We start from the raw sequence: 22,546 nt of genomic DNA on the forward strand, positions 1-22,546 counted from the left end.
TGATTTTTTACAAGGATTTTTTAATGGCCAATACACGCTTCATTTAATAACTTAAACAAAAACTAGGTATTCATCCATTCACTCTCTCAACATTTGCATAGCATGTAAGTAAATCGCTGACCTACAGCGGTGAATATACAAAGGAGGCAATTGCTTATGTACGGATATGGAACTGGCAGCGGATGTTGGGATCCTTGTGGATATGGCTATGGGCAACAGGTAGCAGGTGTTGGCCACCATCCTGGAGCAGGAAGAGGTTTCGCGTTAATCGTTGTCCTCTTCATCTTGTTAATCATCGTTGGTGCATCTAAATTTGGATGCTAATCAATGATTATGGGGAACGGGAGTATTTTACTCTCGTTTCTTCTCTTTTATTATAGAATATTATATGATGGAAAATGAGCAAGAAAAAATGATTCATCCAATAAAGGAGTGTTAGGTAACTCATGCTTACAATGAAAGATATCGTTCGGGAAGGTCATCCAACTTTGCGAAAAATCGCTGAAGAAGTGTCAATGCCCCCCTCCCAAGAAGAAAAAGAAACATTACAAAAGATGGTCGATTTCCTTATACATAGCCAAGATGAAGAAACTGCTGAAAAATACGGACTTAGACCTGGAGTTGGTCTAGCAGCTCCTCAAATCAATGTAAGCAAACGAATGATTGCCGTTAGAACGACTGACCACAGAGATGAGCTCATCGAATTGGGGCTATTTAACCCTAAAATCGTCAGCCGCTCGGTTGAAACCACATTTCTCGAATCAGGAGAAGGCTGTTTATCGGTTGACCGGGAAGTGAAAGGAGTCGTTCCTCGCTATTCGAGAATTAAAGTAAAAGCAACGACCCTTGAAGGTAAAGAGATTTCTCTAAGGTTAAAAGGATTTGCAGCAGTTGTGTTTCAACACGAGATCGACCATTTGAACGGCATTATGTTTTATGACCGAACAGTGGAAAATGACCCTTACAAAAAACCATTGCCACCAAAAGAAGTAATAAACCGCAGTGGCAATGAAAGTCCCGTCTCATAAAAGACGGGACTTTCACCATTAACAATCACTACATATAATTTATTCTTCAATAAGTCCTAAAGAAACGAGCCCTTTATGAATCCCGTCATCACCTACGTGATCCGTTTCATGGTCGGCTACTTTTTTCGCTTCAGGCACCGCGTTGCCCATTGCTACACCGCACCCAACATACTTTAACATTTCCAGGTCGTTCAATCCGTCTCCAAATGCATACGTATTTTCAACAGGAATACCTAACTTTTTCAACATTTCTTCAATGCCTTTTGCTTTTGATCCACCTGGTGGCAGGACATCAATGGCTTTCTCATGCCATCTCACATAGTCAAAGTCAAGGTGATTCGTGTAATAATGTTTTTCAGTTTCTGATTCGCAAAACAGCAATGCTTGATAAATATTCTTTGAGAGATGAAACTGTGGGTCATGAGGAGGATGGTCCATTTTTAAGCTCCCCATGCTATTATGAATAAATGGGTGATCTGAATGGTTGGCTCTCCCTGTTTCACTGTCGAGAAAAACCATCGGGTGGCCTTTTTCCAGAGCATCATTTTCTAAATGTAGAAGGCGGTTTGTTTCTAATGGAGTATCAAAAATTGTCTCTCCTTTATAAACAACATAAGAACCATTAAAACTTACGAATGAATCGATAGCCAACTCTTCTAATAAATATTGAAACATAAAGGGAGCCCGCCCTGTAGCGATCGCTACGTTAATACCGTTGTCTTGCAGTTTTTTCACAGCTTCCCTTGTTGATTCCGGAATTTCTTTTTCGTCGTTTAAGATCGTGCCGTCAATATCTAAAAATACTACTTTATTTTCGCTCAAAACGTTTCTTCCCCTCCATAGCTATGGCGTCATTACCATTGATAATGTACCATTTTTCCTTATATCCGTCTAATAGGATGTTTTTCCCTTGAGACGAGATACGTGAAATCCGTTAAAAGCTCATTATAAAACAATTAGCAACAACCTTTTATAAAAGTTCCCAAACAAAAAAAGAAGTCCTCACTCTAGAGGACTTCTTTTTTCAATGGAGTAAACTTGGTTGCTAATCTTTATGCTTATTTTCAAAGCTCCTCAAGTTTATCTTTTTATCTTCGGTTCCGTACCGTTCGATTAGGTTAAATAATGCTTTCGTGTCTCGTTTTAACGTTTGTTTATCGCCGTCAGCTGCCGATTCGTTAAACGGTCTTGCAAAAATATGTTCTGATTCTATATCTTTGCCTTCAAATCGGGAAATGACCTTGTTCAACTCCTCTAATTCCTTATCATTCACGCTCACTTCGTATTGAATTAGATTTGAATCTGTCTGCTCAGGAAAAAGCTCAATTTTACTTCTTTGGTTAATCGAGACGTAATAAGTATGCTTATCCATCAGCACCCCTCCGCAGCGAGTGTTACTATTGTCTACCCAAAATAAAAACACTTTACTCGTTAATTAGTGAATGGGAACGTTTTCCTCGCAACTTTCCGCACCTAAAGCTACATACTAAAAATTAAATCAAAATGCCAGTCTTGAATATATAGCGAGGAGGGTTTAAAATGTTGAAAAGGTGGAGAGAACGGTTATTAAAACGATGTCGCGATCTATTTCCTAAAAACATATACGCGTAATCATCGAGATGACCCTTCTTTCTCGTTGGAGAAAGAAGGGTTCTCGTTTAAAATGAAGAATGTTCAATAACGAGGTTGTTCAAACGTCCGAATATTTCAATTTGAGCACTGACATAAAATAACTTGAAAGCTTCATTATACTCGTAGGGGAATACATAGTTAGTAGATCAAGTATAAAACTAAAGACATACATACGTATAACAAACTCATTTCTATCGGTCATTATTTTACTTAAATATAAAAGGAGAGGATTTTATGATTTTTAAAGTTTTTTATCAAGAAACAATTAAGGAAGTTCCTGTACGTGAAAACACCCATTCACTCTATATTGAAGGTACTTCAGAAGAAGAGGTTCGTAAAAAGTTAACTGAAAAAGACTATAACATTGAATTCGTGACCCCCTTGAGCGAAGACTATTTAAATTACGAACAACAAGACGAAGACTTTAAAGTGGAGAAAGCGTAACCATGAAAGCGAAAAACCATCAAGCTGCGGTCTTTGCCCTCGGGGGGTTGGGTGAGATCGGCAAAAACACGTACGCTGTCCAGTTTCAAGACGAAATCATTTTAATTGATGCTGGTATTAAGTTCCCTGAAGATGAGTTATTAGGAATTGACTACGTGATTCCTGACTATACGTATTTAGCTAAAAATGAAGATAAGATTAAAGGATTGTTTATTACACACGGGCACGAAGACCACATCGGAGGCGTTCCCTACCTTCTTCGCCAAGTCAACATTCCAATTTACGGCGGAAAGCTAGCCTTAGGCCTTCTTCGGAATAAATTGGAAGAACACGGGTTGTTAAGGAACACGAAAATGATTGAAATCCAAGAAGATGATGTGATCAAGTTCCAAAAAACATCTGTCTCTTTCTTCCGAACAACCCACAGCATTCCTGATTCATTCGGTATGGTTGTCAAAACACCTGCCGGCAACATTGTTCATACCGGTGATTTCAAATTCGATTTCACTCCAGTAGGTGAACCTGCCAACTTGACTCGAATGGCAAAAATCGGTGAGGAAGGCGTGTTATGCCTGTTATCAGATAGTACAAACAGTGAAGTGCCTGGATTTACGATGAGTGAGCGCAAGGTTGGCGAAAGTATTGATAGCATTTTCCGCAGTGTGGAAGGCAGAATTATTTTTGCTACGTTTGCCTCAAATATTTACCGGTTGCAACAAGCCGTTGAAGCAGCAGTAAAATATCGCAGAAAAATTGCCGTATTTGGTCGAAGTATGGAATCAGCCATTAACATTGGCTTGGAATTAGGCTATATTAAAGCGCCTAAAAATACATTTATTGACGCGTCTCAATTAAACAAAATTCCAAACGATCAAGTTGCGATTCTTTGTACAGGAAGCCAAGGTGAACCCATGGCAGCACTTTCACGAATCGCTTTTGGAACACACCGTCAAATTCAAATCATCCCTGGCGACACGGTTGTCTTTTCATCGTCACCAATTCCAGGGAATACGTTAAGTGTAAGTAAAACCATCAACCAGCTTTATCGTGCCGGAGCCAATGTAATTCATGGTTCCCTAAACGATATTCATACGTCGGGTCATGGTGGACAAGAAGAAATGAAGTTAATGCTTCGTTTAGTCAAACCAAAATACTTTATGCCGATTCACGGTGAATTCAGAATGCAAAAAATGCACGCTAATATTGCCGAAAGTTGCGGTATACCTGAAGAAAATTGCTTTTTAATGGACAATGGCGACGTTCTTGCTCTTGAAAAAGACGATGCTCGCCTAGCCGGAAAAGTACCATCCGGATCAATTTACGTTGACGGAAGCGGCATTGGTGATATTGGGAATATCGTGTTACGCGACCGCCGAATTTTGTCCGAAGAAGGACTCGTTGTTGTCGTCGTCAGCTTAAATATGAAAGAGTTTAAAGTGACCGCAGGACCTGACCTTATTTCCCGAGGATTTGTGTACATGCGTGAATCGAGCGACCTTATTAATGAAGCTCAAAAGATGCTCTCGTCTCATTTAGATGGCATGATGGAACGAAAAACCACACAATGGTCTGAAATTAAAAATGAAATAAGTGACGTATTAGGACCATTCCTTTATGAAAAAACAAAACGTAAACCAATGATCCTTCCGATTATAATGGAAGTGTAATAAGAAAAACCGCAAAGCGGTCTTTTATTAAGAACAGCGTCAGCTTCCGCCGCATGTTTTAAGTCTCAAGGATGCTTTACCCACGAGACGAACGGCGTGAAGGTAGCAGTCCGCTCTATAAATTTGTATCTTTTAAAGAAACGTAGATTTTTATCCTTTCTTCACTCTCAAGAAAAACGAAAGTGCCTGAGAACAACTCGTTCTCAGGCACTTTTTTTTGAAAGATAAGCGTAATGTTAAAGCAGTCTTCTAATCATCATCATCGAACAACGACTGTTCTAATCGGTTAATATCACTGTCTGCTCCAATAACAATAAGAATATCTCCCCGTGCTAAATATTCATCGGCCTGAGGTGACACGTTAATGTCGCCGCCACGTTTGATCGCCATGATGTTACAGCCATACTTAGCACGGATATCAAGGTCAACAATCGTTTTACCATGAACAAGACCTCCAGCCATAAGCTCTACAATACTATATTCATCTGAAAGCTCCAGATAATCAAGGACATTCTTTGAAACAATGTTGTGGGCAATACGAATCCCCATATCCCGTTCAGGGTGCACAACTTTATGAGCACCAATTTTATTCAAGACCTTTTCATGATAGTCGTTTTGCGCTTTCACGGTAATATGCCTTACACCTTGTTCAACAAGCATCAGCGTCGTTAAGATGCTAGACTGAATATTATCCCCAATGGCAACGATAACATGATCAAAATTACGAATGCCCAAGCTTTTGAGTGTATTGTCATCCGTTGAGTCTGCAACAACGGAATGAGTCGCGATGTTGGCAAATTTGTTGACTTTATCTTCATCCATATCGATGGCGAGGACTTCCATTCCTTGCTTATTCAAAGCTTGGCAAATACTTCCCCCGAAACGTCCGAGGCCAATAACTGCAAATTGCTTTTTCATATTGTTCCCCCAGTTTAATCTGAAAATGATTTTATACAATGTCTTTTTAGCTACTCGTTTTTTCTTTATACTTTAACTTCTTTTAAAGAATAAGGGCGGTAAGCCAAGTTTTCTTTATCATAGCAGTAGCTTTTACGATTTGGCAACTGTTCACTCTCGTTTTTCGATAGCTTTATACGTTTGTGGCCCGACAATTCCATCAACAATGAGGTTATTACGCTGCTGGAACCGTCTGACTGCTCGCTCTGTTTCCGGTCCAAAAATGCCGTCAACCGCAGCTCCAACAGCCCTTTGCACAGCTTTTACATCTTCCCCTCTCATCCATGGGTCCCGCAAGCTCAAATTCCGCTCTCGTGTTTTTGAAGAACCCTTTAACGCTCGCGTAGATTCAGGTCCATAAATACCATCTACTAAAAGAGAATGATCCTTTTGGAACTCTCTGAGCGCTTTTTCAGTTAGTGGACCGAAAATACCATCTACCTGTCCAAGTATATACCCTTGTTTAGTTAAGTCTCGTTGCAGCTCTTTTACGTCCGCCCCTTGTTGGCCTCGTCGTAGCAATTTGCTTTCAGTCGGTTTATTTACCTTTTGCACGCCTGTTAGTGCTTCCTCTAGTGAATGTCTTAATTCAACCATATCGAACCCCGGACACTGGGTTGTATTGTAACCAGGAAACTCGTTATGACCTAGAATGTCTTCGGTAGAAAGCCTAAATGATTTCATTAATGATTCTAACAGAACATGAAGGGATTTTTCTTGTTCATCGTTTAGCCTCTCTTTCGTAAAATCACCAACAAGACAAATACCTAATGCTTGTCTGTTTGCATTCCCTACGTGATAGCTGACAGTTTCGAGGGCATTCGTTTGTGCAATTTGCCCCACCTTATCGATCACATAATGATAACCAATACCCGGCCACCCGAGCTCCTCTACGTGATATCTCGCAAAAGCCTGTGCGCTCCCATTTACTGTGGCACTGTGGTGAATGGCTATTGTTTGAATACTTCTTCGCTTCCTTTTGGTATAACGTTTTGTTGCATGGGTTACCAACTGGTTTCTTAGATCTTTTATTTTCATCTTTACATCACCTCATTTAATAGGTAGGTGATTGAAATGAAAATTGGGGAGATATTTGAAGAAATTATCAAAAAAAAATTAATAACCTCTCAGTTTGTATTATAAATATCACGTTGTGATCTTTTCTTAACGCTGTTTCTGTAAAGTTTGTTGCTTTTTGAGCGTGCATGCATTCTCTGCCTTATGCTCAGAATGCTAAAAACACCAAAAAAAAGACCGAGTTTGTCGCCTCAGCGACACTCGACCTCCTTTTGCATTATTTACTCTTTAATCCCAAGAACACGATTGACGCGTTTGGTGAGCATTTTCATGCCACCGCCACCTGCTTGAAAGTGACGCAGCTGTCCTTCAGCATCAAACACATAATAGCTTGGGACGTATTGATTTTCAAAGGCGTCTGTTAGTTTATGTTCACTATCTACAAATGTCGGTTGCGTAATATCATGCTCTGCAGCGACTTTTTTAATTTCTTCTAAATCTAAATCTTTTTCAGAGCGAGGCATGTGAACAGACATCACATTTAACTGATCTTTATATTTATCTCTAAATTCATTGACGTCAGGCATCGCTTCTTTACAAAGGTGACAGCTGATGGACCAAAAATGGATCAGTGTTGGTTTTTCCCCGACTAAGTCAGTTTTATTTACTTGACCATTTAACCATTCTGTAGCACCTTCTAGTTCCGGCATTAGTGAACGTAGCTTCATATCTTAAGTCCCTCCGATTTAGTTTATTATGTATGATAGAAAAGGCCTAACAAAAATCATTTTGCTAGACCTTTTCTCGTTGATTTTATTTTACCCGTTTAAAAGTGAATTACACTTTTAACGTTTCTTGACCTGGCTTCCAGTTTGCAGGGCAAAGTCCGCCAGTTTGAAGTGCTTGAAGAACACGTAGCGTTTCATCTACGTCACGACCAATGTTGTTATGGTTAACAACAGAGTACATTAGCTCGCCTTCAGGGCTGATGATGAACAAGCCGCGAAGTGCAACACCTTCGTCTTCGATAAGTACACCGTACTCGCGAGATACTTGGTGGTTAGTATCAGCCGCTAATGGGTATTTAAGTTCACCGAGACCATTATCGTCACGGTGCGTGTTGATCCAAGCTAGGTGAGTGTGGACCGTATCTGTAGAAACCCCGATTACTTCTGCATCAAGGTCTTCAAACTCATCGTAACGGTCACTTAAAGCAGTGATTTCTGTAGGACATACGAATGTGAAGTCCATTGGATAAAAGTAAAGAACTGTCCACTTGTCTTGCTTCATGTTCTCCTCTAGGCTTACTTTTCCAAATTCCTTATCCGCCAATACAGCATCCATTTCAAATCGTGGAGCTTGTTTTGCTACCATACGTTTTTCTGACATATGTAATCCCTCCTGAGTAGTGGTCTTATTAATTACAATGATTATTATAAGAAAAGAATTCTAATCAGTCAACATCTGCTGATTTTCTTTTCTATTTTACACTGCAGTACACATTTCGTCATTATTCCCATTTTAGAGAAATTTAATCGAAAAAGCACCAACAGAATCTATTATAACGAAGGATTCGACTTAATGAAAATAATACGCCTTATAGCGTCCAAAGATATTGCGAGAAACTTTTTTATACTCTTAACGTTTCATTGTCTTTATAACCTGGGTATATTAAAATGAATGACATCGTTCAACAATTTTAGTGAAAATAGTCAGATAAGGAGAGTGAGATTATGAACGATTGGCTTACCTCAATAAATTGGGAAGGATTTTTACTCGCAGCAGCTCTTTTAGCTTTACAGGTCATCGGAATTCTTATTGTTTACTTTATTGTACGAGCCATTGGGAAAAGGGTGATTTCCTCTAGCTTTGAGCGAATGAGTACCCAACGTAACATGTCTCCCGGGCGGACAAAGACGCTGGAGAAGTTATCAATCAATATTTTTTCGTATGTGTTATTGTTTATCGTTGTCACCATTGTGATCGGGTTATTTGATTATGACGTAACAGCACTTATTGCTGGCGCTGGTCTTGTCGGATTAGCGATCGGATTTGGTGCACAAGGGTTAGTCAGTGATGTGGTTACTGGATTTTTCCTTCTTCTGGAGAAGCAACTTGAAGTTGAGGAATACGTGACCGTCGCCGGAATTGATGGCGTAGTTGAAGAAGTAGGTTTAAGAACGACCCGACTACGCAGTTTTGATGGAACGGTTCACTACATACCTAACCGGGAAATCGGTTCACTCAGCAACCATTCACGCTCTAACATGCAAGCACTCGTTGATATTGGCATATCGTATAATGATAATATTGACAAAGCGATCACTGTCATTCAAGACGTTTGTGACCGCGTAGCTGCTGATGATGAAACGGTCGTAGAAGGTCCTGACGTTATCGGCGTTCAAAGTTTAGGTGATAGCGACGTCGTCATCCGCGTAATTGCCAAAACGAAAAACATGGAACAATGGGGCTTAGAACGAAAATTGCGTAAAGGAATCAAAGAAGCATTGGATGCCAATGGGATTGAAATTCCGTTCCCGCACCAAGTTTATATTGAGAAAAAAGAATAATGTTGTTTGTTTCACGCGTCTCTTTTCATAGAGGCGCTTTTTTTCTGTAAATTTTACTCTTTTCTTTATGATTTAGAGTGAAAAGCAGTTATTTAATTGCTTTTTATGTTTTTGATCCGCTTGTCTATGCATATATCAGCGGAAAATAGTGAGATATCAGCGGAAATTAGCCATATATCGGCGGAAATGTGTGAGATATCAGCGGAAATTAGTTATTTATCAGCGGAAATGCTTGTGATGTCGAGAATTCGACAAATAAACAAAAATATCGACAACTGCCGTACTCCACAACAACATAAAAAGACAGAGGAAAACGAAGCATTCGTTTTCCTCTGTCTACCAACTCTTCTATTGTTGAATTCTTTGATCTACTTGCTGACACACTTCATCTGCGCTCATTCCGTGAGCATTGATGACGGAGCCTTGCGTTTGCGCGTCCTGCATACCCATCATATTTTGATCCTGCCCACTAATAACACAGCAATCACACCCTGAAGCATCCTGTTCTTGTTTAAGCTGGACAATATCATAACCTCTTTGCTGCAGCGCTTCTTGAATATCAGATAGGGATTGTTCTACACCAACTCTAGCCATAACGTTTCCTCCTTATGAAAATTTAGGAATGACCTTTCACCTATACTGTACCCAAAAATTCTAATCTTACCCATTTTGTGTTTTTTATTAAAAACAGCGTCAGCTTGCATGTTTTAAAGTCTCAAGGATGCTTTTCCCTTGAGACTTGCGGCTCTTATAAATCCCTATCCTTGAACAAAATCGCAAGGCGCCTGCGTCGATTTTTCTTAACTCTTAACAAACGACCTCATCACTTCAATATAAATACGTCGAAGCTTATCGTAATCATCAAAATCTTTTGGAAGGTTGAAATCAATGTGGAAGACCGTGTCTTCTGTTTCTGTTGAAAAATAGTATTCCTCGTAATCTACAAAAGTGACGTGACGGCCGGTCGTAAATATTCCTATGTCACTTGTTTCGTCTTCGTGAAGCTCTTTTACCTCAAAAACTGGATCGTCTTGTGCAATAATCAGGTCTTCTGGTTTAAGTTCACGAATGTCTGATTCTCGTTGTACAGCGTCTTCAATCGCTTCTGCTTTAATTGTTAATTTAGAAAGGAATTTTCCGTTATCTGAAATCCCAGGACCGTTATCTCGTTCAATCAGCGTGGAAAATTGAAAATAACTATTAAGGAGAAAAGGTGATACGCTCCTTTTATCATATCCATAGTTTTCTAACTCAAACGAAAAGCTTGTTTCTGGAATGGGAACGTCACTTTTTTCTAACGGTGTATAACTAAACGTTTGTTTTCTCTCCTCCTGCCCTGTTGGTTCTTCAACAAGATCCTCATCCAATTCATATGTCTGAGTATGCAGCACATCTAGCATTTCTTCCAAGATCCGTTCGTATTCATCTGTTGCCGTTGGAATGGTTACTGTCGCCTTTAAGTAGTCATCCTCACTTTCGCCGAAGAGCTCATAAACGTCAAACCCTCCATCATTTTCAAATTTAACGATATATTCATAAGGTCCAATGTCTTTATCTGACTCGAACTCTTCACTGTTCCACTCATCTTCCCCTAGTAGTGGTACCCCAGGACCTCCTGTTATGCTTTCTTTTTTAAATTTCTTTACCTGTTCTTCTGAATCACTATCAGCAGCTTGTCTAGCCTCTTTGTACATAGCATCTTGTTCTTCTTCTGAGGGTTCTTCAGAAAAAATATCTAGATCTGGATGATAAAAGAGATGATAAAAGAACTTCTTCTGTGGCTCCATGACCAACGACGCCTGATCTTCTCGAATCGTTCGGAAGTTTTGACCATGATAAGCAAAAGGTATGTCTTCATGCTCTCGTAAAAAAAACATTTGTTCCGGCATCAGCACCTCAATGTTCTTTACTCTAGTAAAAGATTGAGGGATAGAAAGCTGGTATGAGGATGGGACAATTTCGTCACCTTCATAGGATATGTTTGTTTCTTCTTGATAGGTATAAACCGTTTGCTCTGTTTCCGAGGCAGAATCCTCACCAACTGAACAGCTAGTGACCCCAAGCAGTACGAACAAAGCTGCGCAATATTTCATCCTTTTCATCCTTTTCCTCCCTTTCATATAACGGTTAAAATATACCGGAAATGTATTTTTCAAAGGCTCTGTTAAAGCCTATTGTTAGTATTTTGATTCGCTTTCGGTGGACTCTTTTCGCAGGTACAGCTCAAGGCTCCTCGGAAGAAATACGCTTCCTGCGGGGTCTCAAGAATCGTGCTGTTCCCGCTGGAGTCGCCACCTTCGCTTACCACAATACAAAAACTCATTGTTAACTTCTTTGATAACAACAATGCTCTGTTTAGGAAATAAGTCACTTTTGTGCAGAATAGCTTCAGATTTGTATTGTCCTTGCTTCATTTTTTAAGTCACTTCCATTAAAAAGACTGCCTTAAAGAAGTTAAGAACCTCTAAGGCAGTCTTTACAATTAGTTCGATTGAATTTCTGTGAAAAAATCTACGAGAAGGTCAACTGCAAACGGAATGGCTTCTTCTTTCGCATTTAGGGTAGACGAGTGCAATCCGCTTACACTATCTACGCCTAGCCAAAACATCATTCCCGGTATTGATTCTAAAAAGTAACCAAAGTCTTCTCCGGTCATTGCTTTTTCACATTCGATTAAATTTGCCGAAGACCGATTCTCAGTAAAATTCATAAACCGTTTACTTATTTCATGGTCATTGTATACTTGACAGTAGTTTGCCCCGTAATCAATACTCGCCTGACAGTTAAAGCTTGCTTCGATTCCTTTAACCTGAGCTTCAATTCGTTTTTTAACAACACTCATGGAATCGATCGATAATGTGCGGATCGTCCCTTCAACACGAGCGTCTTCTGCAATGATGTTTTGCTTCGTGCCTCCACTGATTTTCCCGACTGTCAAAACAGCAGAATCGAGTGGGGCTACATTTCGAGAAACGATCGATTGAAACTGAGTGACGAGATGACTTGCAGCGACAACCATATCATTTGCCATATGAGGAAGGGCTGCGTGTCCTCCCTGTCCTTTCAAATCGATAAACAGCTCACTCGTGTTAGCAAACAGTAATCCTGGCTTTGTGGCGACAGTTCCTACTGGATACTCAGGAGCGATGTGAAGAGCTAGCATTTCATCTGGCTTCCACTCTAGAAACTCATTCGATTCAAGTAAAGGTTTTGCGCCGCCAGGGCCTTCTTCTGCTGGTTGAAAGACAAAAACGAGGTTGTCTTTTGGCTGGTTTTCTGCAAAATGAGAGAGGACTCCAAGCCCGATCGTCATATGAAAATCATGGCCGCACGCATGCATGTACCCTTCATGATTTGATGAAAAGGCCAAGTTTGTTTCTTCTTTAATCGGCAGACCATCAATATCTGCTCGGTAGCCATATGTTTTTTCTGGTTGGCTTCCGTTAAGACGAACCAACAACCCGGTACGCCATTTTTTAATTTCTAAATGTTCATGCGGCAATCGGTTAATAAATTCGAGCAAAAATGCTTGCGTCTTTATCTCTTGAAAGCCACTCTCAGGAATTTGATGAAGCTCACGTCTCACTTCAATAAGACGCCCAGAATCAATACTCATGGAATTACTCCTTTTATCTGATCACAAGTCTTACTCGTCGTTTAATTTACGAAGCTCTTGCTTGATTTCCGTTTTTCCTTTTGTTTGCTCGTCAATTTTTTTAATCACTCGAGCTGGAGTACCTGCAACAACTGTGTTTGGAGGCACGTCTTCAGTTACAATCGCGCCAGCCGCAACGACGGAACCTTCCCCAACTGTTACACCTTCGAGAATAACTGCGTTTGCGCCTACAACGACGCCGTCTTCTACTACGACGGGCTTAGCAGATGGCGGCTCAATAACACCCGCGAGGACAGTACCTGCACCAATGTGGCAGTTTTTCCCGACAGTTGCACGACCACCCATTACAACGTTCATATCGATCATCGTTCCTTCACCGACAACAGAACCGATGTTGATAGATGCTCCCATCATAATAACCGCGCCTTCACCGATTTCAACTTGGTCACGAATGATCGCGCCTGGCTCAATACGTGCTTTAATATTTTTCATATCGAGCATAGGAATCGCAGAGTTACGACGGTCGTTTTCCACCACATAATCCTCTATCTGGTCTTTGTTTTCATTTAACGCGTTCTCGATGTCTTTCCATTCTCCGAAAAGAACGCCAGTGTTTCCTTGAATAAACGTCTTAGTATTTTCACCGAAATCCACCGCTTCAAGGTCACTCCCTTTAATATGTACCTTTACCGGCGTTGATTTTTCACTATTTGAGATAAATTGGATAATCTCATTTGCATCCATCATTTTCATGGCTAAATTCCTCCTAATAATATTGGGTAAATGTAAAATACACATCCTAATGATAGTCAGTAATTTTAAAAAATGCAATGGAGAATGTTTTCTTTGCTTGTTGTAAACGTGCGAATTATTTCGATTCAAATACTGACTAAAAGAGAAGAAAAGGCAGAAGTAGATTTGATCTGGAGCAAGCTAATTGCTAAAAACAGAAAAAGCCGGCAAATGCCGACTTTTGCCTCAATCATAAAACAACCCTTCCTCTGTATACCAAACATAAAGCGGTTCTCCATTTGGCTCTATCCGTTCAACGACGATTTCACCTTCACCAGCTTCATAAATGTCTATCCAAAGATTGTCCATTTCATTGTGAAAACTTTCGACTTGTTTATCTGCTAATTCTTTGTCGAACGTCTCCCAATCTTCATCATACTCATCACCACGAATCACAATCGCATTTATGAGCTCTGTTTCGGGGTTGACGAAATAAGTGTAGTCACCGTAATCATAATATTGACCTCCGTTATACATCCCTTCTTCTATCACGTCACGGTCTTGATCTTGAAGTGATTCCACTGAATGGCCGATATTTGCTTGTGTGTCATTAAAAAGAATCATGTACGAAGATGCTACTTCCTCACTTGTCTCAGTAGATACACCTTTCACTAATGGCTGGACGGCTTGTTGCAAATGAGTCCCTACTGCATGGCGTTCACTATGATAATCAGTTGTAACCTCTAGTTCAGATTGTGGTGTCCCTGTGAATACTATTGTTGTTGCGATGATGATTGCTGGAATGAGAGCTAGTGTTAAATGTTTTAGTTTCATTATGTACATCCTCCTCTCTATTTTTCTATTTCCCGTTTTCCATCCATATAACCTTCTTTTTTCATAAATCATAAAAAAACCGGAGATAATAAAATTACATGGGATGAAGCTCTCAAAAGCGGGATAATCGTTTTTATACAAAACGGTTTTTTCTCAGGTGTAACCCCTGGCCATCCCTCCACTTTTAATGTGTGGGTTTTATGATTATGTCCCCACACACAGCTTGGACGTTTGAGGCCTCAGACAACCGAAGCTAAAAAGGGGTTCTCGTTAGGCTGCTTTTGACCTAGTGAGAACCCCTCTCTTTTTTACATGATCGGTACATTAATCATCTGTATAATCGATTTTTTCACCTTTACTTTTTCCCTCGTCGTTTTCGAAATAAAGACTTCGCGATGGAAAGGCGACCTGAACCCCTTCTTCTTCAAGAATTTTCATGATTTCTAAATTAATATTTTCTTTCGCCTCAAGATGCTCTTCCCAATCTGTCGTTTTTGTAAAGAAATAAAGAAAAATATTTAAGCTGCTATCAGAAAATTCATCGAAACGGACCATAATAAGTTCTTGGTCGACTTCTTCATGATTGTGCAGCAAGTGCTTAATTCGTTTTACACACGTTTCAAGCTGCTGTCTCGATGTAGAATAGGTAACTCCCAGCTTGAAGGTAATTTGCCGTTTCCCCATTTGCGACCAGTTCTGGATCGGCTCATTAGCAAGCGTAGAGTTCGGCACAGTTACAAGGGAGTGTGCGAACGTCCGTATCTTTGTACTTCTAAAGGTAATATCTTCTACGACGCCTTCCACACTCGGTGAACTAATCCAATCACCAATAGTGAACGGCTTTTCCGTTATAATCACAACGCCACCAAAAAAGTTGCTAATCGTATTTTGAGCAGCTAAGGCAAAGGCGAGTCCGCCTAACCCAAGACCTGCAACAAAACCACTGACGTCATAACCCCACTCACTTGCGATAATACTGATTGTCATTGCAACAATAGCAAAGCGAAGAAGTTTCGATAAAAAAGGGAGGAGAATCTCGTCTAATTCAATATCCATTTTCCGCCCGATTCTTGTAAAAAGCTTAGACGATGCTGCCGACATGTTGTAAAGTCCCCAAGCGATGAGGACAATAATAATCGTCCGGAAGACGTCCATCATCACCTCATTAAACTCTTCTGGAAGCGGTAAATAAGTGAGAGAAGCGAAAATTCCTATAAAAGCAAAGAATGCACGTAATGGCTTTTCATAAGCTAGTAGGATATTATAAAAAAGATCTGTAGGCGATTTATTCACTAATCGAACAATAAGCTTAAATAAATACCTCGTAAACAGTTTGCGGAATACTAAAAACAATACAAAAATAGCGAGGGCTATGCCGTAATCTTGAAGTGAAATGCCCGTGACAGTATCCACGACCACCTCAGTTTCAATTATTGGTTCATTTTCTTCATTCATCTTGCTCATCCCTTTTGTTAGTCATTTACGTTCTTATTTTACAACACATCAAACCATTGTCTATAGTACCTCTGTAGCAAGGCTTTAACTAGTCTTGATTACACTTCAATTCCAGTGGTATACTATGGCTCAATGATAACAAGATTAGAGGGACCGTGCTATGAAAAAACAATTTGCTGTTATTGGACTCGGGCGATTCGGTACTAGTGTTTGTAAAGAACTGTTTCGTATGAATCACGACGTTCTTGCCATCGATCGTGACGAAGACCGAATCAAAGACCTAAAAGATTTTTCCACGCATACGATTGTCGCTGATGCTACAGATGAAAAAATGTTAACCAACACTGGCATTCGTAATTTTGATAACGTGATAGTCGCCATTGGTGAAGATATCCAAGCAAGTATTCTTTGTACTTTAATATTAAAGGATTTTGAGATAAAACAAGTGTGGGTGAAAGCACAAAATGAATACCACCATAAAGTGTTAGATAAGATCGGTGCCGATAAAATTTTCCACCCCGAACAAGATATGGGTCTACGCATTGCTGAGTTTTTAACATCAGAAAAAGTGATTGACTACATCGACCTGTCAGATGAATACAGTATCGTTGAGACTTTGGCTACAAAAAAGGTTGAAGGAAGATCATTAGCTGACCTCGATATACGTGCGAAATACGGCTGTACCATTATGGCCATCAAGCAAAAAAACAAAGTGGACGTGACTCCCCACCCAGAAGATACGCTAAACAAAGGTGACTTACTCGTCGTCATCGGTCACAAAAATGACTTGCGCCGCTTTCAGAATGAAGCGCTATGAAAAAAGGGATCTCCAAAGGTCGGTATATGAGCTTTGGAGATCCCTTTCTATTCTTCACCAAATTGTACGGGGACTGTCCCCGAATTTTTTTGGGTATATTTCTTAATTTTTTCGTTTTTAGTGTTAGCGGTTTCATTGGTTGCGTAGACATGGTTTATAGAGGTATTCATTTTATTGGTTTTCACAACGTAATAGGGGGTGAAATCGTATGTACGCAGTTGAAGTGAGTGATGTGTTAAAACGATTTGCAAATGGCTCAGGTATGAATGTCATTTTTGAGGATTTAAACTTTCGTGTATCTGAAGGTGAACTCGTCATTGTCAGAGGGACAAGGGGGTCTGGAAAATCCACGCTCTTGAATATGATCGCAGCAATGACACCACCAAACAAAGGGTCCGTTAAAGTGTTCGGCCAAAACCTTCTGACTCTACGAAAAAGACCGGAATGGCGAATGGAAAACATCGGATTTATTACGGATGATTGTTGTTTAATGCCCTATTTAACCCCAAAGCAAAACCTTTTACTCGGCATTCCAACCGACAGCCCCAAATATGAAGAGATCGAGAAACAAACAGAAGCACTCCTTATAAATTTAGGGTTATGTTATGAAACGATGAATGAAAACGTTGAAGGCTTGGACGTCAAAGAACAGATACTTGCGACGATTGGACGCATCTTCATGACAAAACCTAAACTCGTTTTAGCTGATGAACCGACGAAGGCTCTAGATGGTTACCAAGGAATGGAGGTACTAGAGCGACTGATTCACTTTGCCAAAAACAGTGGTACTACGGTGATTATCGTCAGTAATGATCAACAATTAATTGACCACGCTGATCGGACTATGAAAGTAGAAAACGGTAAAATCGTCACTCTCGAACCACCAGAACCTGTGCAATAACACATTAAAAAGCGCTCAATTATTAAAGACAGCGTTATCTTCCTAACGGGTTCCATATTCTATCGCAAAATCGCAAATTACAATTAAAAATGTAGATAAATTTGCACCCTAATTTACGGCTATTTAAACATAATAAAAATGGCTCAGTTCTTTTGAACCGAGCCATTTTTTACTTTTGCTTGTTGCACAAACGCTTTCTTTTAGTTAGGCTCTTTTCTAAAAGATTGTTGTTATTTGTTTTTAGAGCGTTAGGCAAGGGCATGCTTGCCCTGTCACGCATAGCGTGACAGCTTTGAAAAAAAGCTCAAAAAGTAACAAACTTTACGAAATCAGCCTTTAGTTACATAGGGATTGCTGAATAACTTTGGAACTCAAATACAAAGGACCGCACTCAGGCAACGCTTCAGCCTCCTCATTCACGAAAGGTGTGCTCACTGTGGGGTCTTCTGCTGCTCCTGCGGGTCCTCGTCGCGAGAACACCATTGTTGCTTTTCCTCTGGAGTCTCCGCCTCGACCTACTCAGCTCTTTTTATGCTCCTTTTGAACACGAACTTATAATGCACCGATTGTTACTTCTCCCTTTTTTCCTCCCAAAGCTGTATACGTTCTTCATGACTAACCTCTTTATGTACTTGATGCAGCATCCATATATAACCAAAGGGGTCCATGAATATGGCGTTCGATACTCCGTAGTCAGTAATCTCAGTCACCGGTTGCACCTCTGTACAACCTAAATCCATCGCCTTTGCATAGGTCTCCTTAATGTCTGGGACAGTAACATTAACCCAACTAGTTTTAGGGTCGTCAGGACTTGGTGCGATCAAATGGAATTCTGGGTTTTCATCTAACATATGAAAGTGAACGTCGTATAGGGTAAAAACTACCTCATTTTCACCACGAGGAAAGTTTGAAACCTCCACACGCTCGATATCAAATATACTTTCATATAATTCCAATGCTTTTAAGCTATCCTTCACAACCATATCAATTTCTACTCCAACCATAATGAACACACTCCTTTTACAAGTTTATAAAGATGCTTTACCTCACCATTTTCCCCAGTTTATCAATCAAAGTATAACAAATTCAATATTAATATCGACTTGGCTGCCTGATGAAACAGTTGGATTCTGGCTTTCAAGAACAATAATGCCCACAGAGACTCCTCGCCAAGTTGATTATTATTTAGGAGCGAAATTAATGTAATTTTATTTCTTTTATTTTCCACCCACCCTCTTTAACCATTACAAATCCATATCGGTGTCTAAATCACGAATCGTACTAAAAGTTAGCAATCTATACACATATTTTAACATATAGAGTTAGAGCACTCTTTAACCGTCAATGGTAATACATTAATGTTTGCGATAGTCCTCTTATAAATTATTCTTAAAAAAGCTTCCCTTCCTTTAATTAGGAAGAGAAGCTTCTTTATTTTCCACTCCAAAGACGATTCCGAAAATCACATAGACTATATAGATCATCATCACTGCGCCTGTTCCCAGCAGAAAGAAAGCAATTAAGAATTTATGAAATTTCTCCATTGAAACCAATCTCCTTACACCACTTATATGTAAGCTCTTTTGCTTCATTATACTAACACATTAGTAGTGATATCAACTCAGGGGCGTGCGTCGCTTTAGTTCCTGAATAAACGCCTCTTCGTCTTTAGGTGCCGAGACCTTTATTACCCCGTACCGACCGTACGTAAGATGAATTTGTCGAAACGAAATAGCTGGGGGCTGAATATTCGTCTTCCACCACTTCTTCCGCACTACTTCTAGAGAGCGAATATCAGCTAAAGGAACCCGGTAGACAAAAGGGCCAAAATAAGCGGTTAGATTTTGGTTATTAATAAGCAAGTAAGTTCTAGCATAAACCCAAACAAAAAGTATAAAAAAAGGCAGATCCAATCCTAAAAACACAACAGCTAAAACCATTTTGTCTGTGAACGTCTCTGCAAAAAAGAAAAACATTGGAGCGATAAGCGTACAGGCAATCAACGACAAAAAAGCCCAGTGGTTTTTCTGAATCTCAAATCGCATAAGACCCACTTCCTTTCAAGTGGTTATTTAACTCATCATGATTAACGAAAAACCAACACCGATTAATAAGACGTAAAGGAAAAGATAGCTAGTGAGGCGCTTTTTAAACGAACAGTCTCTTCTAATTTCAATCAACTCATCAAAACAATCGTCCAGAGCCTCTTTTGCCCGGTCCAACTGGTTAACGTTTTTTAATTTCAGTCGGACGTTTGTTTCATAGTCGTTATTAAAGGAACTCTGATTCCAAGAAGCCACAATTTTAATATTCGTGTCAGGTACTTGATAGACGGTATTCCTCATATCAAAATCGGTTTTTTTCATATCAAAAGGAAGCTCGTACTCTTTAATTTTTGCATCAAGTAAATCCATTGTTTCTTGTTCAGGACCATTTGTGATCAAGTACTTCCTTGCTTGAAAAAACGGTACGACAATGATTCCGATAAAACAAACGAAAATAATGAGTAGCCCGCCTATCGTTGAATGCCCGTCGTATAGGGCTGGAAACTGATACGAAAACGCAACGACTAAAGCTACAAATAGCAATGCGTTCGTATATTTGGATTCAGATTCCCGAATAATCTCGCGGTATTGGATCGTATGTACTATTTTCGTCCTATATTCATGAGTAAGAAGAACAACGAAATCAAAAGTGTCAGTAGTTGAGCGTCCATTTTTATTCCTTCCTATTTAATATATTTTCAAGCACGCTGTACAAAAAAGGTTTGCTCTTCTAGATTTACGATTCAAAACCAAAAACGTTTCTCATCACTTGAATTTTTCTGAAATTCCGGGCCGATGCCTAAACCATTCCGCCTACCTTTACATACATTAATAACGGAATACTAGATGAGGTGAGCACCATGGAGGATTTTAAAAAAAATCAAAAGCAACGAAAACCAATTCATGAGCAGCCTTTTGGAGATATTTTAAATACGATCGACGGCTTTTTTCAAGAAACTGTTCGACAAATAAGCTTACCACGGTCCATTCAGGTCTTTGAATACGAAACAAAAAGAGAGTACATTATCGAAGCAGAGCTCCCAGGGGTTAAAAAAAATCAATTATCTATTGATATTTACCACAATTACATTCAAATTTCTGTTGAGGATTATGAATATAACGAAGCAAAAAACAAGAGGAAAGATTATGTTTCTCAAACTCGGAAGTTCCAGCGTGCGGAGAGGGTTGTAGCTCTCCCCTTTTACGTAAATGAAAAAGAAGTCAAAGCTACTTTCAAAGACGGGTTGTTAGTCATTCGAATTCCAAACCGGCGAAAACGAATCGACGTAGAATAAGGAGGCATATACATGTATTTTCGACAATTTCACTGGCCTCCAGCTCAGCAGCAATGGCCTCCACAACAAATGAGTGGCTACCAGCACCCCTATTATCATCCAGCTTTTCCAACATCCCAACAACAATTCCCAGGGTATCCACCTCCTCAACACAACCCTTATCCTTGGGGGAATGGACAACAAATGGGGGCTGTTCACGGTCACTATAACTATGGAGGGTTTCCCCCATACGGCGGCGGAGGCTACAACCAGCCGTATTCTCCTCCGATGAGTGGCATGTTAGCAAATTTTCAAACAAAGGATGGAAAATTTGACTTTAACAAAGCATTTACGACAGTCGACCAAGTCATGAAAACAGCCAATCAAATTAGCCCATTAATGAAACAAGTCGGAAGCTTATTTACTCAATTTACACCTTAGTAATGTGACCAGCCAGCTTTATCCAGGCTGGTCTTTCTTTATGTGGCTTTCTTTTCCATGGAGCGCAGCGATGGGTAAAGAAGGGTGGAAATCGCACAATATCGGGAATAAAACCAATTTCAATGATATAAAGCATCATCTTATGCCAGCACTCGAGCATCCATTATTAGAGTTCTAAAAACCAGTTGTGATAGACTAGTGATTATAAAAATGAAAGATGGAGCTGAATCAGATGAACGCTACAATTGAAACTTTGCTCAATCACCGATCCATTCGGAAATTCACTGAAAAACCACTATCACAAGAACAAATTGAAACCATTGTCCAAAGTGCGCAAATGGCATCGACATCGAGTTTTATTCAAGCCTATACTATTATTGGTGTGAAAGATCCTTCGAAAAAAACAAAGCTTGCGGCACTTGCCGGGAATCAATCCTACGTTGAAAAAAACGGGCATTTCTTCGTCTTTTGCGCCGATCTTCACAGACATCAAGTGGCAGGTGCGATGGAGAACACTGATGTAGGAGAATCAATTGAAAGTACTGAAAAATTTCTCGTAGCTGCTGTGGACGCCTCCCTCGCTGCTCAAAACGCTGTCATTGCCGCCGAATCTATGGGCCTAGGCATCTGCTATATTGGTGGCATCCGAAATAATGTTAAAGAGGTGGGCGAGCTGTTAAACCTCCCTGAATATGTCGTGCCTATATTTGGCCTCGCTGTAGGGGAACCCGCACACGAGTCAAGCCCAAAACCACGTCTTCCCCTCTCCCACGTCTACCATGAAGAAGAGTATAACCGTGATGAGACGGCATTTAAAAAGGATCTTGATGAGTATAACGAAACGATCTCTGCTTATTATGAAAAACGGACATCCGGAAAGCGAAAAGACCGCTGGACCGAACAGATAGCCGGCATGTTAGCTGAACCGAAGCGTCTGCATATGAAAGGTTATTTGGAGGAGAAAGGGTTTTTAAAGCGTTAATTAAGAAATGCTTGGGAGCACATACACCCAAGCGTTTTTTTGTGTTTAAACGATTGAAGAAATTTCTCCTCTCAGTTTAAGACCAATGAGGAAACTTGATTCTACCTAAAAAGCCGACTTTTCTACCAAAAGCA

25 protein-coding genes and 1 pseudogene are annotated in these 22,546 nt (G+C 40.0%); 10 read left to right on the forward strand and 16 right to left on the reverse strand.

Features of this window, described 5'->3' with window-relative positions:
* Positions 1–252: 252 nt before the first annotated feature.
* Positions 253–324: pseudogene (locus tag CDZ94_RS21640) on the forward strand (YjcZ family sporulation protein); the annotation flags it as partial.
* Positions 325–446: 122 nt separating this feature from the next.
* A complete protein-coding gene (def, locus tag CDZ94_RS05985) occupies positions 447–1,028 on the forward strand; it encodes a peptide deformylase (protein ID WP_096435602.1) in 582 nt (193 codons plus the stop codon).
* 39 nt (positions 1,029–1,067) lie between these two features.
* Here def and CDZ94_RS05990 read toward each other — a convergent pair whose 3' ends face one another.
* Together CDZ94_RS05990 and CDZ94_RS05995 are read right to left on the reverse strand one after the other, a co-directional pair.
* Complete coding sequence (locus CDZ94_RS05990) at positions 1,068–1,850, reverse strand: Cof-type HAD-IIB family hydrolase (protein ID WP_096435603.1); 783 nt, start codon at positions 1,848–1,850, stop codon at positions 1,068–1,070.
* A 223-nt stretch (positions 1,851–2,073) separates the two neighbouring features.
* Positions 2,074–2,400 carry a hypothetical protein gene (locus tag CDZ94_RS05995; protein WP_096435604.1) on the reverse strand — a complete coding sequence of 109 codons (327 nt, stop codon included), beginning with the start codon at positions 2,398–2,400 and terminating at the stop codon, positions 2,074–2,076.
* A 494-nt stretch (positions 2,401–2,894) separates the two neighbouring features.
* Between CDZ94_RS05995 and CDZ94_RS06000 the strand changes: the two genes are divergently transcribed.
* Both CDZ94_RS06000 and rnjA read left to right on the forward strand, forming a co-directional pair.
* Positions 2,895–3,104: a DNA-dependent RNA polymerase subunit epsilon gene (locus CDZ94_RS06000; RefSeq protein WP_096435605.1), complete on the forward strand. Its 210-nt coding sequence runs from the start codon at positions 2,895–2,897 to the stop codon at positions 3,102–3,104.
* 2 nt (positions 3,105–3,106) lie between these two features.
* Positions 3,107–4,771 carry a ribonuclease J1 gene (gene rnjA / locus CDZ94_RS06005; protein ID WP_096435606.1) on the forward strand — a complete coding sequence of 555 codons (1,665 nt, stop codon included), beginning with the start codon at positions 3,107–3,109 and terminating at the stop codon, positions 4,769–4,771.
* A 249-nt stretch (positions 4,772–5,020) separates the two neighbouring features.
* Here rnjA and CDZ94_RS06010 read toward each other — a convergent pair whose 3' ends face one another.
* The 4 genes from CDZ94_RS06010 to CDZ94_RS06025 all read right to left on the reverse strand — a co-directional run bounded on the left by CDZ94_RS06010 (position 5,021) and on the right by CDZ94_RS06025 (position 8,134).
* Positions 5,021–5,689, reverse strand: coding sequence for a potassium channel family protein (locus tag CDZ94_RS06010; protein WP_096435607.1), 669 nt, complete (start codon positions 5,687–5,689; stop codon positions 5,021–5,023).
* A 150-nt stretch (positions 5,690–5,839) separates the two neighbouring features.
* The gene (locus tag CDZ94_RS06015) at positions 5,840–6,766 is read right to left on the reverse strand and encodes a peptidoglycan recognition protein family protein (RefSeq protein WP_096435608.1); all 927 of its coding nucleotides are present in this window, start codon (positions 6,764–6,766) and stop codon (positions 5,840–5,842) included.
* A 260-nt stretch (positions 6,767–7,026) separates the two neighbouring features.
* Positions 7,027–7,473, reverse strand: a complete 447-nt coding sequence (locus CDZ94_RS06020) for a redoxin domain-containing protein (RefSeq protein ID WP_096435609.1) — start codon at positions 7,471–7,473, stop codon at positions 7,027–7,029.
* A gap of 109 nt (positions 7,474–7,582) precedes the next feature.
* Entirely contained in the window at positions 7,583–8,134 is a 552-nt protein-coding gene (locus CDZ94_RS06025) for a peroxiredoxin (protein ID WP_096435610.1), read from the reverse strand.
* Positions 8,135–8,478: 344 nt separating this feature from the next.
* Between CDZ94_RS06025 and CDZ94_RS06030 the strand changes: the two genes are divergently transcribed.
* A complete protein-coding gene (locus tag CDZ94_RS06030; protein ID WP_096435611.1) occupies positions 8,479–9,315 on the forward strand; it encodes a mechanosensitive ion channel family protein in 837 nt (278 codons plus the stop codon).
* A 348-nt stretch (positions 9,316–9,663) separates the two neighbouring features.
* Here the strand turns inward: CDZ94_RS06030 and CDZ94_RS06035 are convergent, their stop codons facing one another.
* From CDZ94_RS06035 to CDZ94_RS06060, 6 genes are all read right to left on the reverse strand, one after another.
* A complete protein-coding gene (locus CDZ94_RS06035; RefSeq protein WP_096435612.1) occupies positions 9,664–9,909 on the reverse strand; it encodes a YkuS family protein in 246 nt (81 codons plus the stop codon).
* 206 nt (positions 9,910–10,115) lie between these two features.
* On the reverse strand, positions 10,116–11,417 hold the full coding sequence (locus tag CDZ94_RS06040; RefSeq protein ID WP_096435613.1) for a hypothetical protein: 1,302 nt from the start codon (positions 11,415–11,417) through the stop codon (positions 10,116–10,118).
* Positions 11,418–11,797: 380 nt separating this feature from the next.
* Positions 11,798–12,931, reverse strand: coding sequence for an N-acetyldiaminopimelate deacetylase (locus CDZ94_RS06045; protein WP_096435614.1), 1,134 nt, complete (start codon positions 12,929–12,931; stop codon positions 11,798–11,800).
* A 30-nt stretch (positions 12,932–12,961) separates the two neighbouring features.
* The gene (gene dapD, locus CDZ94_RS06050) at positions 12,962–13,684 is read right to left on the reverse strand and encodes a 2,3,4,5-tetrahydropyridine-2,6-dicarboxylate N-acetyltransferase (protein WP_096435615.1); all 723 of its coding nucleotides are present in this window, start codon (positions 13,682–13,684) and stop codon (positions 12,962–12,964) included.
* Between the two features lie 225 nt (positions 13,685–13,909).
* The gene (locus tag CDZ94_RS06055; protein ID WP_096435616.1) at positions 13,910–14,497 is read right to left on the reverse strand and encodes a hypothetical protein; all 588 of its coding nucleotides are present in this window, start codon (positions 14,495–14,497) and stop codon (positions 13,910–13,912) included.
* A gap of 324 nt (positions 14,498–14,821) precedes the next feature.
* Positions 14,822–15,952, reverse strand: a complete 1,131-nt coding sequence (locus tag CDZ94_RS06060) for a mechanosensitive ion channel family protein (RefSeq protein WP_096435617.1) — start codon at positions 15,950–15,952, stop codon at positions 14,822–14,824.
* Between the two features lie 160 nt (positions 15,953–16,112).
* Here CDZ94_RS06060 and CDZ94_RS06065 point away from each other — a divergent pair, with 160 nt between their 5' ends.
* Entirely contained in the window at positions 16,113–16,769 is a 657-nt protein-coding gene (locus tag CDZ94_RS06065) for a potassium channel family protein (protein ID WP_096435618.1), read from the forward strand.
* Positions 16,770–16,977: 208 nt separating this feature from the next.
* Positions 16,978–17,670, forward strand: coding sequence for an ABC transporter ATP-binding protein (locus CDZ94_RS06075; protein WP_096435620.1), 693 nt, complete (start codon positions 16,978–16,980; stop codon positions 17,668–17,670).
* Between the two features lie 569 nt (positions 17,671–18,239).
* Here CDZ94_RS06075 and CDZ94_RS06080 read toward each other — a convergent pair.
* From CDZ94_RS06080 to CDZ94_RS06090, 4 genes are all read right to left on the reverse strand, one after another.
* Positions 18,240–18,674, reverse strand: a complete 435-nt coding sequence (locus tag CDZ94_RS06080) for a VOC family protein (RefSeq protein WP_096435621.1) — start codon at positions 18,672–18,674, stop codon at positions 18,240–18,242.
* Positions 18,675–19,079: 405 nt separating this feature from the next.
* Positions 19,080–19,214, reverse strand: coding sequence for a hypothetical protein (locus CDZ94_RS21805; protein WP_280951828.1), 135 nt, complete (start codon positions 19,212–19,214; stop codon positions 19,080–19,082).
* 72 nt (positions 19,215–19,286) lie between these two features.
* Positions 19,287–19,715 (reverse strand): PH domain-containing protein, encoded by a 429-nt coding sequence (locus CDZ94_RS06085; RefSeq protein WP_096435622.1) that lies wholly within the window; start codon positions 19,713–19,715, stop codon positions 19,287–19,289.
* A gap of 27 nt (positions 19,716–19,742) precedes the next feature.
* Positions 19,743–20,258: a hypothetical protein gene (locus CDZ94_RS06090; protein ID WP_096435623.1), complete on the reverse strand. Its 516-nt coding sequence runs from the start codon at positions 20,256–20,258 to the stop codon at positions 19,743–19,745.
* Between the two features lie 317 nt (positions 20,259–20,575).
* On the opposite strand from CDZ94_RS06090, the gene CDZ94_RS06095 reads away from it, so the two are divergent.
* The 3 genes from CDZ94_RS06095 to nfsA all read left to right on the forward strand — a co-directional run bounded on the left by CDZ94_RS06095 (position 20,576) and on the right by nfsA (position 22,412).
* Complete coding sequence (locus CDZ94_RS06095) at positions 20,576–21,010, forward strand: Hsp20/alpha crystallin family protein (RefSeq protein WP_096435624.1); 435 nt, start codon at positions 20,576–20,578, stop codon at positions 21,008–21,010.
* Between the two features lie 12 nt (positions 21,011–21,022).
* The gene (locus tag CDZ94_RS06100) at positions 21,023–21,430 is read left to right on the forward strand and encodes a YppG family protein (protein WP_096435625.1); all 408 of its coding nucleotides are present in this window, start codon (positions 21,023–21,025) and stop codon (positions 21,428–21,430) included.
* Positions 21,431–21,662: 232 nt separating this feature from the next.
* On the forward strand, positions 21,663–22,412 hold the full coding sequence (gene nfsA / locus CDZ94_RS06105) for an oxygen-insensitive NADPH nitroreductase (protein WP_096435626.1): 750 nt from the start codon (positions 21,663–21,665) through the stop codon (positions 22,410–22,412).
* Positions 22,413–22,546: the final 134 nt, after the last annotated feature.

This window comes from Alteribacter populi (assembly GCF_002352765.1).
GTDB classification, from domain to species: domain Bacteria; phylum Bacillota; class Bacilli; order Bacillales; family Salisediminibacteriaceae; genus Alteribacter; species Alteribacter populi.

Coding starts and splice junctions, on each gene's coding strand:
- def (WP_096435602.1), top strand. CDS start 447: ATGCTTACAATGAAAGATATCGTTCGGGAAGGTCATCCAACTTTGCGA.
- CDZ94_RS05995 (WP_096435604.1), bottom strand. CDS start 2,400: ATGGATAAGCATACTTATTACGTCTCGATTAACCAAAGAAGTAAAATT.
- CDZ94_RS06000 (WP_096435605.1), top strand. CDS start 2,895: ATGATTTTTAAAGTTTTTTATCAAGAAACAATTAAGGAAGTTCCTGTA.
- rnjA (WP_096435606.1), top strand. CDS start 3,107: ATGAAAGCGAAAAACCATCAAGCTGCGGTCTTTGCCCTCGGGGGGTTG.
- CDZ94_RS06010 (WP_096435607.1), bottom strand. CDS start 5,689: ATGAAAAAGCAATTTGCAGTTATTGGCCTCGGACGTTTCGGGGGAAGT.
- CDZ94_RS06015 (WP_096435608.1), bottom strand. CDS start 6,766: ATGAAAATAAAAGATCTAAGAAACCAGTTGGTAACCCATGCAACAAAA.
- CDZ94_RS06020 (WP_096435609.1), bottom strand. CDS start 7,473: ATGAAGCTACGTTCACTAATGCCGGAACTAGAAGGTGCTACAGAATGG.
- CDZ94_RS06025 (WP_096435610.1), bottom strand. CDS start 8,134: ATGTCAGAAAAACGTATGGTAGCAAAACAAGCTCCACGATTTGAAATG.
- CDZ94_RS06030 (WP_096435611.1), top strand. CDS start 8,479: ATGAACGATTGGCTTACCTCAATAAATTGGGAAGGATTTTTACTCGCA.
- CDZ94_RS06035 (WP_096435612.1), bottom strand. CDS start 9,909: ATGGCTAGAGTTGGTGTAGAACAATCCCTATCTGATATTCAAGAAGCG.
- CDZ94_RS06040 (WP_096435613.1), bottom strand. CDS start 11,417: ATGAAAAGGATGAAATATTGCGCAGCTTTGTTCGTACTGCTTGGGGTC.
- CDZ94_RS06045 (WP_096435614.1), bottom strand. CDS start 12,931: ATGAGTATTGATTCTGGGCGTCTTATTGAAGTGAGACGTGAGCTTCAT.
- dapD (WP_096435615.1), bottom strand. CDS start 13,684: ATGAAAATGATGGATGCAAATGAGATTATCCAATTTATCTCAAATAGT.
- CDZ94_RS06055 (WP_096435616.1), bottom strand. CDS start 14,497: ATGAAACTAAAACATTTAACACTAGCTCTCATTCCAGCAATCATCATC.
- CDZ94_RS06060 (WP_096435617.1), bottom strand. CDS start 15,952: ATGAATGAAGAAAATGAACCAATAATTGAAACTGAGGTGGTCGTGGAT.
- CDZ94_RS06065 (WP_096435618.1), top strand. CDS start 16,113: ATGAAAAAACAATTTGCTGTTATTGGACTCGGGCGATTCGGTACTAGT.
- CDZ94_RS06075 (WP_096435620.1), top strand. CDS start 16,978: ATGTACGCAGTTGAAGTGAGTGATGTGTTAAAACGATTTGCAAATGGC.
- CDZ94_RS06080 (WP_096435621.1), bottom strand. CDS start 18,674: ATGGTTGGAGTAGAAATTGATATGGTTGTGAAGGATAGCTTAAAAGCA.
- CDZ94_RS21805 (WP_280951828.1), bottom strand. CDS start 19,214: ATGGAGAAATTTCATAAATTCTTAATTGCTTTCTTTCTGCTGGGAACA.
- CDZ94_RS06085 (WP_096435622.1), bottom strand. CDS start 19,715: ATGCGATTTGAGATTCAGAAAAACCACTGGGCTTTTTTGTCGTTGATT.
- CDZ94_RS06095 (WP_096435624.1), top strand. CDS start 20,576: ATGGAGGATTTTAAAAAAAATCAAAAGCAACGAAAACCAATTCATGAG.
- CDZ94_RS06100 (WP_096435625.1), top strand. CDS start 21,023: ATGTATTTTCGACAATTTCACTGGCCTCCAGCTCAGCAGCAATGGCCT.
- nfsA (WP_096435626.1), top strand. CDS start 21,663: ATGAACGCTACAATTGAAACTTTGCTCAATCACCGATCCATTCGGAAA.